Genomic DNA, 9,884 nt, shown 5'->3' with positions numbered 1-9,884 from the left:
CCGGGGCGGGCCCCGGCCGGGACGGGCCGGCGGCCGGGAGGGGCCGGCGGTCCGGCGGTCCACGGGGGCGGGGACGGTCCGTCCCCCTCTCCCCGTGGGCCCCTCGAACATCAGCCCGTCACGGGATAGCCTCCGGCCATGGCTAATGCGCGGGCTGATGGACGGGCCGTAGGCCGAACGGGTGACCGGGCCGAGAACCGGACGGGCGGTCCGGCCGGCGGGCAGTGGTGTCCGCCGGAATGGCCGGAGCGCATCCGTGCGCTCGCGGACGGCACCCTCGCCCCGGTCACGCCGAAGCGGGCGGCCACCGTCATGCTCCTGAAGGACGCCGCGGACGGCTACGCCGTCCACATGCTGCGCCGACGCGCCTCCATGGCCTTCGCCGGGGGCGCCTACGCCTACCCCGGCGGCGGCGTCGACCCGCGCGACGACGACCTGCACGTCCGCTGGGCGGGCCCCACGCGCGCGTGGTGGGCGGACCGGCTCGGCGTCGGCGAAAGGGCGGCCCAGGCGATCGTCTGCGCCGCCGTGCGCGAGACGTACGAGGAAGCCGGGGTGCTGCTCGCGGGCCCGACGCCCGACTCCGTGGTCGGCGACACCACGGGCCCGGACTGGGAGGCGGACCGCGTGGCGCTCGTCGCGCGGAACCTGTCCTTCGCGGAGTTCCTCGACCGCCGGGGACTGGTCCTGCGCTCGGACCTGCTCGGCGTGTGGACCCGGTGGATCACCCCGGAGTTCGAGTCCCGCCGCTACGACACCTGGTTCTTCGTCGCCGCCCTCCCCGAGGGCCAGCGCACCCGGAACGCCTCCACGGAGGCCGACCGCACGGTGTGGATCGCCCCGCGCGAGGCGGCCGCCGCGTACGACCGGGGCGAGCTGCTGATGATGCCGCCGACGATCGCGACCCTGCGCCAGCTGACGGCGTACACGACGGCGGCGCAGGCGCTCGATGCGGCGCCCGCGCGCGACCTCACGCCGGTGCTGGTCACCACACGGCTCGACGAGGACGGGATCGTGCTGTCCTGGCCGGGGTACGACGAGTTCACCCTGCACCTCCCGAACGGCGGAACCACGACATGACGGACGCGGCAGCCCTCCCCGGCCAACCGCGCGGAGGGGCCCTCTCCGGGCCCGCCACCGCGCGGGCGGTCAACGTCCTGGCCCCGAACGCCTCGGCGATGACCCTGGACGGCACCAACACCTGGATCCTCTCGGAACCCGGGTCCGCGCACGCGGTCGTGGTCGACCCGGGCCCGCTGGACGAGGGGCATCTGCGCGCCGTCGTCGACACCGCCGAACGGGCCGGCAAGCGCGTCGCCCTCACCCTGCTGACGCACGGTCACCCGGACCACTCCGAGGGCGCCGCCCGCTTCGCCGAACTGACCGGCACGAGGGTACGGGCGCTGGACCCGGCGCTGCGCCTGGGGGACGAGGGACTGTCCGGCGGGGACGTGGTCACCGTGGACGGCCTGGAACTGCGGGTCGTGCCCGCCCCCGGCCACACCGCCGACTCGCTCGCCTTCCACCTGCCGGCCGACGGGGCCGTCCTCACCGGCGACACGGTCCTGGGACGCGGCACGACCGTCGTGGCCCACCCCGACGGCCGCCTCGGCGACTACCTGGACACGCTGCGCCGCCTGCGCTCGCTCACGGTCGACGACGGCGTCCACACGGTCCTGCCGGGTCACGGCCCCGTCCTGGAGGACGCCCAGGGCGCCGTCGAGTACTACCTGGCCCACCGCGCCCACCGCCTCGCCCAGGTGGAGACGGCCGTCGAGAACGGTCACCACAGCGCGTCCGAGGTCGTCGCCCAGGTCTACGCCGACGTGGACCGCTCCCTGTGGCCGGCCGCGGAGCTGTCGGTCCGCGCCCAGCTGGAGTACCTGCGGGAGCACGGGCTCATCTAGGGCCTGTCCGGCGGGTCATGCCGGGGACGGGGGGTCATGCCGGGGACGGGCGGTCCGGCACGTCCAGCCGCACGGACACCGCCGATCGCCTCCGACCCGATCCGCCGGGCAGACCCCGGGGCGCCGACGGACCCATGGGTCGCCCCCGTGGCGTCCGCGCCCTCCGGCCGAAGGGCGGTGCGGACGCCACGGGGGCTGGGACCGGGGCTCCGGTGCTCGGGTCAGCGGGACCGCTTCGCGAGGCGCTCCACGTCCAGGAGGATCACCGCGCGGGCCTCCAGCCGGAGCCAGCCGCGCTGGGCGAAGTCCGCCAGGGCCTTGTTGACCGTCTCGCGGGACGCGCCGACCAACTGGGCCAGTTCCTCCTGCGTGAGGTCGTGGACGACGTGGATGCCCTCCTCGGACTGCACGCCGAAGCGGCGGGAGAGGTCCAGCAGGGCACGGGCGACCCGGCCCGGGACGTCGGAGAAGACCAGGTCCGACATGGCGTCGTTGGTCTTGCGCAGCCGGCGCGCCACGGCCCGCAGCAGGGCGGTGGCCACCTCGGGACGGGCGTTCAGCCAGGGCTGGAGGTCGCCGTGGCCGAGGGCGAGCAGCTTGACCTCGGTCAGTGCCGTGGCGGTCGCGGTGCGCGGGCCCGGATCGAAGAGCGACAGCTCACCGATGAGTTCGCTGGGCCCGACGACGGCCAGCATGTTCTCGCGGCCGTCGGGTGAGGTGCGGTGGAGCTTGACCTTGCCCTCGGTGACCACGTAGAGCCGGTCTCCGGGGTCGCCCTCGTGGAACAGGGAGTCGCCCCGTGCGAGGGTCACCTCGGTCAGCGAGGCGCGAAGCTCCGCGGCCTGCTCGTCATCGAGCGCCGCGAAGAGCGGGTTCCGCCGCAGAACGTCGTCCACGTGTTCTCTCCTTGTCGACCTGCTCAGGGGATCCTGATTCCCGTGTACCAGGGGACCGGGGTGCCCATTTTGCCGGACAGTCCAAACAGTGTGATCTGTCACAAGGATGCCGCACGGGCCTGCCCGGGTAAGCGGCAGGGGTCCAATTGGGGGCCGTTCCCCGAGGGCCGGGGCGGATGCCGGCGCCGGGTCGTAGGCTGGCCGGGTGGCCGGAAAGCCGGTGACAGTGCAGGCCCCAGGGGCCGTTCGGGTGGCGGCGCACCGGGATTCCGCCGTGGGCGAACAGGGCTCCGACGGCGGCAGGGAGACGGAGAAACCGACAGAGAAGGCGCCGGTGAAGAAGAAAACGACCGTGAGTGCGACCGAGGGTGCGACCGCGAACGGGTCCACGAGGGCGACCACGAGGGAGAGCGCGAAGGCGCGCGGCGCGGCCGGGACGAAGCCCGCGGCCGCCGCCAAGCCGCCCAGGACCGAGTCGCGCACCGCCCTCGTCCGCCGCGCCCGGCGCATCAACCGGGAACTCGCCGAGGTGTTCCCGTACGCCCATCCCGAGCTGGACTTCGAGAACCCCTTCCAACTCGTGGTCGCCACGGTCCTGTCGGCCCAGACCACCGACCTGCGCGTCAACCAGACGACCCCCGCCCTCTTCGCCAGGTACCCCACCCCCGAGGACCTGGCCGCCGCCGACCCGGAGGAGGTGGAGGAGATCCTGCGCCCCACCGGGTTCTTCCGGGCCAAGACCAGGTCGGTGATAGGCCTTTCGAAGATGCTGGCGGAGGATTTCGGCGGCGAGGTGCCGGGCCGTCTCGAGGATCTCGTCAAGCTGCCCGGGGTGGGCCGCAAGACGGCCTTCGTCGTGCTCGGCAACGCCTTCGGCCGCCCCGGCATCACCGTGGACACGCACTTCCAGCGTCTGGTGCGCCGCTGGAAGTGGACGGAGGAGACCGACCCCGACAAGATCGAGGCGGCCGTCGGCGCGCTCTTCCCGAAGAGCGAGTGGACCGACCTCTCGCACCACGTGATCTGGCACGGCCGCCGCATCTGCCACGCCCGCAAGCCCGCCTGCGGCGCCTGCCCCATCGCCCCGCTCTGCCCGGCGTACGGAGAGGGCGAGACCGACCCGGACAAGGCGCGGAAGCTGCTGAAGTACGAGAAGGGCGGCTTCCCGGGCCAGCGGCTGAACCCCCCGCAGGCCTACCTCGACGCGGGCGGCCGGCCGGCCCCGCCCCTGGACGCCGCATGACGGCGGCGCACGCGGCGGCGGCGTACGGGGCGGCACGCGCGACGGCGCACGGGGCGGGACACGCGAGGGCATACCCGGCCGCCGCCGGTGGAACGATCTAGGCACCACCGGGCGTTGGACGGGGCACGGGAGCGGCGGGGGCCAGGACGACAGGGGTGGCGATGACACGGGTGACCGATCCCCGGGACGGCAGGGTGAGGCTCAGCACGGAGGGGCTGCCCGCCTGGCTGGACCCGGTGGTCCGGGTCGCGCGGACGATCGCCCCGGGCGACCTGAGCCGCTTCCTCCCCCCGGCGGACGGCGCGGGACGCCAGGCCGCCGTCCTCGTCCTGTTCGGCGAGGGGAAGCGCGGCCCGGAGCTGCTGCTCATGGAGCGGTCGGCGGCCCTGCGCTCGCACGCCGGACAGCCGGCCTTCCCCGGCGGCACCCTCGACCCCGAGGACGGCGACCCGCTGGCCGACGGGCCGCTGGCGGCCGCGCTGCGCGAGGCCGAGGAGGAGACGGGGCTCGACCCCGGCGGAGTCCAGCTCTTCGGCGTCCTGCCGAAGCTCTACATCCCCGTCAGCGGTTTCGTCGTCACACCGGTCCTGGGCTGGTGGCGGACTCCCAGCCCGGTCGGCGCCGTCGACCCGAACGAGACCGCGCGGGTCTTCACCGTCCCCGTGGCGGATCTCACCAATCCGGACAACCGCACCACCACCTTCCACCCCAGTGGCCACCGGGGCCCGGCATTCCTGGTCGAATCGGCCCTGGTGTGGGGCTTCACGGCCGGGATCATCGACCGGCTGCTCCATTACGCGGGGTGGGAGCTGCCCTGGGACCGGGACAAGCAGGTCCCGCTGGACTGGAGGTCATGACAGGGTGGGCCCGGTGCCGTGCGGTACGGGGGCTGGTGAGGACGGCGGTTCGTGCCGGGTGCCCCCGGACTCCGGCCGGGCAGGAACGACCGGAATGACGAGGCGAGGCAAAAAGCGGTGAACGTGCTGGACATCCTGTTGCTGGTCGCCGCCGTGTGGTTCGCGGTCGTCGGCTACCGCCAGGGCTTCGTCGTCGGCATCCTGTCGGTCGTCGGGTTCCTGGGGGGCGGTCTCGTTGCCGTCTACCTCCTCCCCCTCATCTGGGACGTCCTGACGGACAACGCGGAGGTCAGCACGGCCGCCGCCGTCGTCGCGGTCGTCGTCGTCATTGTCTGCGCCTCCGTCGGGCAGGCCCTGACCACCCACCTCGGCAGCAAGCTGCGCCGCTACATCACCTGGTCCCCGGCCCGGGCGCTCGACGCCACCGGGGGCGCCCTGGTCAACGTCGTCGCGATGCTCTTGGTCGCCTGGCTGATCGGCTCGGCCCTCGCGGGGACGACGCTGCCGACGCTCGGTAAGGAGGTCCGCCAGTCCAGGGTGCTGACCGGGGTCTCCCGGGCGCTGCCCGACCAGGCCGACACCTGGTTCGCCGACTTCTCCTCCGTCCTCGCGCAGAACGGTTTCCCCCAGGTCTTCAGCCCGTTCGCGAACGAGCCGATCACCGACGTCCAGCCCCCCGACCCCGCCCTGGCCGGCAGCCCGGTGGCCGACCGCGCGCAGCGGTCCATCGTCAAGGTCATGGGCACCGCCCCGCAGTGCGGCAAGGTCCTCGAGGGCACCGGCTTCGTGTTCTCCGAGCGCCGCGTGATGACCAACGCGCATGTCGTGGGCGGCGTCGACGAGCCGACCGTGCAGATAGGCGGCGAGGGCAGGAAGTACGACGCGACGGTCGTGCTCTACGACTGGAAGCGCGACATCGCGGTCCTCGACGTCCCGGACCTGAAGGCGCCCGTGCTGCGGTTCACCACCGAGGAGGCGGGCAGGGACGACGGCGCGATCGTCGCCGGCTTCCCGGAGAACGGCGCGTACGACGTGCGGTCGGCGCGGGTCCGCGGGCGCATCACGGCCAACGGCCCGGACATCTACCACCGGGGCACGGTCCGCCGTGACGTCTACTCCCTGTTCGCGACGGTCCGGCAGGGCAACTCCGGCGGCCCGCTGCTGACCCCCGACGGCCAGGTCTACGGTGTGGTGTTCGCCAAGTCCCTCGACGACGCCGAGACGGGATACGCCCTCACCGTGGACGAGATCAAGGACGACATCGTCAAGGGCCGCTCCGCGACCCGTCAGGTGGACAGCGACAGCTGCGCACTCTGAGCGGCAAGGGGCCCGTCCCGGCCGCGCGGGCACACCCGCGGACATCCGCAGGGACATTCGAACGACTGTTCATGCGGATGCTCAAGCGGATGTCTGTGCGCCCGGCCGGGTGCAGGAGGCCTGCGGCCGGACGGCCCGGAGGGGTCGTGCGAGGGTCTTGCGGAGAGGGGGCGAGGGCGGATCCGCGCCCGGAGGTCCCTCGGGAACGCGACCGGACGTGCGCCCCGCCGTCAGCCGCGTGGGTGATGGTGGCGGAGCCGCACCGAGACCCAGCGGGCCCGGCGGCGGAGGATGTGCGGAATCCCGACCCTGAGATCCGTAGCCGTCATCTCCGGTGCACCGCCTTGCCGGTGGGGTCCCGTACCGCCCGCCGAACGGCGGTCGCGGCGTGCGTCACTGTAGTCGTGCGTCCAGCCCATACTCCGACCACTGCCCCCGACCCATGGTCGATAACCGCCTGACGCAGGGCCAATTGGCGTATGCGGCAGGCAAATGGCCGTTCATAGGACAGGTGTTCAGATCTGATGAACGTTCCTGCGTACGGGAGGGGCACGGAGGGGGTGCGGAAGGAGTACGGAGGGGGTGCGGACGCCGATCGGCGTGCCGTCAGCGGTCGGGTTCCGGGTCCTTCAACCAGTTGATCAGCTCGGAGGAGAACGCGGCCGGGTCCTCCTCGTGCGGGAAGTGCCCGAGCCCGTCGAACAACCGCCAGCGGTACGGCGCTTCGACGTACTCCCCGGACCCGGCGGCGCTGCGGACGCCCGCCACGGGGTCGAGCGAGCCGTGCAGGTGCAGGGTCGGGACCCGCACCGGCCGCTTCATCCGGCGGTTGAACTGGATGCCGTCGGGCCGGGCCAGCGACCGCACCATCCACCGGTACGGCTCGATCGAGCAGTGCGCCGTGGACGGGATGCACATGGCGCGCCGGTAGTTCTCCAGCGCCTGCTCCTCCGGCGGCCGGGGTCCTGACCAGTCCTGGATCAGCTTGGCCACCAGCGCCCCGCCGTCCGCGGTGAGCTGCCGCTCCGGGACCCAGGGCCGCTGGAACCCCCAGATGTGCGACATGGCGGACGACTGCCGGACATCGGCGATCATGGCCGACCGCCAGCGCCGCGGATGCGGCATGGACGACACCGCGAGCCGTCGTACGAGCTTGGGGCGCATCGCCGCCGCCGTCCAGGCCAGGTAGCCGCCCAGGTCGTGCCCGACCAGCGCGGCGTCCGGCTCGCCCAGGGAGCGGATCACCCCGGTGATGTCCAGCGCGAGATTGGCCGGGTCGTAGCCGCGCGGAGTGCGGTCGCTGCCGCCGACGCCCCGCAGGTCCATGGCGACCGCGCGGAACCCGGCGTCGGCGAGCGCCGTCAGCTGGTGCCGCCAGGTCCACCAGAACTGCGGGAAGCCGTGCAGCAGCAGCACCAGCGGCCCGTCGCCGAGCTCGGCGATGTGGAAACGGGCACCGTTGGCGGCGACGTCCCGGTGGGTCACCTCGGCGCCGCCGGGGATGTCGAGGCGCACGGCCGAGAAGGGCTGCGCCGAAGGAGTGGCGGGGTCCGTCATGAGGACGAGCGTGCCACAGCTTCGATCGCCTCGGGGACCTGGTCCCTGGGGAGTTCCGGACGCGGGTGCGGCTTGGCCTTCTGCAGCACGACCGCCGTCTTCTTCATCGAGGCGGCGACCTTCTGCGGGCCGCGGCCCTTCTTGGCCTTCTTCGCGAAGACCGCCCCGATCAGGGCGAGGACGAGCGCGACCAGCACGTTCGCAGCGAACGACAGCAGGAAGCAGACGGCCAGGTTCCAGTCGCTCCAGGTGTGGATGCCGTAGGCGAGGGCGAAGCTCAGCATCGGCAGCGAGAACAGCAGGACGAGACCGGCCGCGGTGAGCAGTCCGCCGCTCGTGGCGCCTCGCTGCACATCCCGCTTGAGCTGTGCTTTCGCCAGGGCGATCTCGTCGTGCACCAGCGCGGACATGTTCTCCGTCGCCGAGGCGAACAACTGGCCGATGCTGCGTTCGGCGCCGACCGGGCTGCCGTCGGGTGCGCTCATCGCGGTCTCCCTCTTCTGCTTTCGTCCTGCGTGCCTCTGCGTACCTCTGAGCAAGGACCAGTCTGCCGTCTGACGGCCGCCGCCCACCCCACCACCCGCCCCGGCCGCGTGTGTCCGGTCGTGTGCCCGGTTGCGCGTCCGACCGGCTCGGACCGGCTCCGACTGTCCTGACCTTTGTACCGTCCCGTCAGATCATGCCGGATCGTCGTGATCCTCGCCTGCCCCGCCCGGTACTCCGGCAAGCCCGTGACGCCCCTCGGTCTTCTCCCGGGCGAGCCGCCGGTGCTCGGCGGCCTTGCGCTCGTGGATCGCCGCCATGCGCAGGTGGTACGCCGGATCGTCCTCCTCGTAGACGTCCGGGACGCCGCTGAGGTCGTCGTCGCGTTCCTCGTCCTCGGTCAGCTTGCGGTACTTGGCGTTCCGGATCCTCAGCAGCACGACGGCGAGGGCGGTGGCGATCAGCGAGCCGGTCAGGACGGCCGCCTTCACGCTGTCCGCCATCGGCGCGTCGCCCTCGAAGGCGAGTTCCCCGATGAGCAGGGAGACGGTGAACCCGATCCCGGCGAGGGTCGACACCGCCAGGACGTCCGCCCAGGCGAGGTCGTCACTGAGCGACGCCCTGGTGAAGCGCGTGGTCAGCCACGTACCGCCGAAGATACCGACCGTCTTGCCGACGACCAGGCCGAGGACCACGCCGAGCGTCTCGGGCTGGGTGAACACGTCCGCGAGGGCGCCGCCGGACACCGCCACACCCGCGCTGAACAGGGCGAACAACGGGACGGCGAGACCCGACGAGAAGGGCCGGACGAGGTGCTCGATGTGCTCGCCGGGGGACCGCTCCTCCCCCTCGCGGCGGTGGCAGCGCAGCATCAGGCCCATGGCGACACCGGCGATGGTGGCGTGGATGCCGCTGTTGTACATCAGGCCCCACACGACCAGGGCGAGCGGCACGTACACGTACCAGCCGCGTACGCCCTTGCGCAGCAGCAGCCAGAAGGCGGCCAGACCCAGCACGGCACCGGCGAGCGCGAGGAAGTCGAGGTCGTCGGTGAAGAAGACCGCGATGATCAGGATCGCGAAGAGGTCGTCGACGACCGCGAGGGTCAGCAGGAAGGCGCGCAGCGCGCTCGGCAGCGAGGTGCCGATGACGGCGAGAACGGCCAGCGCGAAGGCGATGTCGGTGGCGGTGGGCACGGCCCAGCCGGCCAGGGAACCACCGCCGATGCCGTTGGTGAGCGTGTAGACGAGAGCCGGTGCGGCCATGCCGCACAGGGCGGCGACGACGGGGAGCGCGGCGGCCCGGGGATCGCGCAGGTCACCGGCGACGAGTTCGCGTTTGAGTTCGATGCCGGCCACGAAGAAGAAGACCGCGAGCAGTCCGTCGGCGGCCCAGTGCGCGACGGACAGGTTCAGGCCCAGGGCCTCGGGGCCGAGGTGGAAGTCGCTGACGCTCTCGTAGCTGTCGTGCAGGGCGGGTACGTTCGCCCAGATCAGCGCGGTGACCGCGGCGACCAGCAGCAGTACGCCGCCGACGGTCTCGGTGCGCAGCGCGTCCGCGACGTAGGTCCGCTCGGGCAGGGAGAGCCGGCCGAAGGCCTTGCGCGGGTCGGGGGCTCCGGGGG

At 72.8% G+C, this 9,884-nt stretch carries 10 protein-coding genes; 5 read left to right on the top strand and 5 right to left on the bottom strand.

The genetic code is table 11. From position 1 onward, the window contains the following. Positions 1-138 precede the first annotated feature (138 nt). A complete protein-coding gene (locus tag AOK18_RS27970; protein ID WP_240503341.1) occupies positions 139-1,080 on the top strand; it encodes an NUDIX hydrolase in 942 nt (313 codons plus the stop codon). Continuing rightward, positions 1,077-1,907, top strand: a complete 831-nt coding sequence (locus AOK18_RS27965; RefSeq protein ID WP_055572874.1) for an MBL fold metallo-hydrolase — start codon at positions 1,077-1,079, stop codon at positions 1,905-1,907. Before AOK18_RS27970 ends, AOK18_RS27965 begins: the two co-directional genes overlap by 4 nt. Positions 1,908-2,128: 221 nt before the next feature. Here AOK18_RS27965 and AOK18_RS27960 read toward each other — a convergent pair whose 3' ends face one another. Continuing rightward, positions 2,129-2,803 (bottom strand): Crp/Fnr family transcriptional regulator, encoded by a 675-nt coding sequence (locus AOK18_RS27960; protein ID WP_055572875.1) that lies wholly within the window; start codon positions 2,801-2,803, stop codon positions 2,129-2,131. A gap of 250 nt (positions 2,804-3,053) precedes the next feature. Here AOK18_RS27960 and nth point away from each other — a divergent pair, with 250 nt between their 5' ends. The 3 genes from nth to AOK18_RS27945 all read left to right on the top strand — a co-directional run bounded on the left by nth (position 3,054) and on the right by AOK18_RS27945 (position 6,220). Further along, on the top strand, positions 3,054-4,046 hold the full coding sequence (gene nth, locus AOK18_RS27955; RefSeq protein WP_420865652.1) for an endonuclease III: 993 nt from the start codon (positions 3,054-3,056) through the stop codon (positions 4,044-4,046). 161 nt (positions 4,047-4,207) lie between these two features. Next, positions 4,208-4,903 carry an NUDIX hydrolase gene (locus AOK18_RS27950; RefSeq protein WP_055696133.1) on the top strand — a complete coding sequence of 232 codons (696 nt, stop codon included), beginning with the start codon at positions 4,208-4,210 and terminating at the stop codon, positions 4,901-4,903. 117 nt (positions 4,904-5,020) lie between these two features. Beyond that, a complete protein-coding gene (locus tag AOK18_RS27945) occupies positions 5,021-6,220 on the top strand; it encodes a MarP family serine protease (RefSeq protein ID WP_055696132.1) in 1,200 nt (399 codons plus the stop codon). 230 nt (positions 6,221-6,450) lie between these two features. Here the strand turns inward: AOK18_RS27945 and AOK18_RS34880 are convergent, their stop codons facing one another. From AOK18_RS34880 to nhaA, 4 genes are all read right to left on the bottom strand, one after another. Further along, positions 6,451-6,639, bottom strand: a complete 189-nt coding sequence (locus AOK18_RS34880; protein WP_074995031.1) for a hypothetical protein — start codon at positions 6,637-6,639, stop codon at positions 6,451-6,453. Positions 6,640-6,826: 187 nt separating this feature from the next. Further along, on the bottom strand, positions 6,827-7,777 hold the full coding sequence (locus AOK18_RS27940) for an alpha/beta fold hydrolase (RefSeq protein WP_055696131.1): 951 nt from the start codon (positions 7,775-7,777) through the stop codon (positions 6,827-6,829). Then, positions 7,774-8,262 (bottom strand): phage holin family protein, encoded by a 489-nt coding sequence (locus AOK18_RS27935; protein WP_055572878.1) that lies wholly within the window; start codon positions 8,260-8,262, stop codon positions 7,774-7,776. Before AOK18_RS27935 ends, AOK18_RS27940 begins: the two co-directional genes overlap by 4 nt. A 192-nt stretch (positions 8,263-8,454) precedes the next feature. Further along, positions 8,455-9,884 (bottom strand): Na+/H+ antiporter NhaA (gene nhaA / locus AOK18_RS27930; protein WP_055696130.1); only part of this gene is annotated, 1,430 nt, incomplete at its 5' end.

The sequence above is a fragment of the Streptomyces prasinopilosus genome (genome assembly GCF_001419695.1).
Taxonomy (GTDB): domain Bacteria; phylum Actinomycetota; class Actinomycetes; order Streptomycetales; family Streptomycetaceae; genus Streptomyces; species Streptomyces prasinopilosus.
The sequence above is the reverse complement of the archived record's forward strand: the minus strand, read 5'-3'. Positions and strand labels throughout refer to the sequence as shown.

Coding starts and splice junctions, on each gene's coding strand:
- AOK18_RS27970 (WP_240503341.1), top strand. CDS start 139: ATGGCTAATGCGCGGGCTGATGGACGGGCCGTAGGCCGAACGGGTGAC.
- AOK18_RS27965 (WP_055572874.1), top strand. CDS start 1,077: ATGACGGACGCGGCAGCCCTCCCCGGCCAACCGCGCGGAGGGGCCCTC.
- AOK18_RS27950 (WP_055696133.1), top strand. CDS start 4,208: ATGACACGGGTGACCGATCCCCGGGACGGCAGGGTGAGGCTCAGCACG.
- AOK18_RS34880 (WP_074995031.1), bottom strand. CDS start 6,639: ATGGGCTGGACGCACGACTACAGTGACGCACGCCGCGACCGCCGTTCG.
- AOK18_RS27940 (WP_055696131.1), bottom strand. CDS start 7,777: ATGACGGACCCCGCCACTCCTTCGGCGCAGCCCTTCTCGGCCGTGCGC.
- AOK18_RS27935 (WP_055572878.1), bottom strand. CDS start 8,262: ATGAGCGCACCCGACGGCAGCCCGGTCGGCGCCGAACGCAGCATCGGC.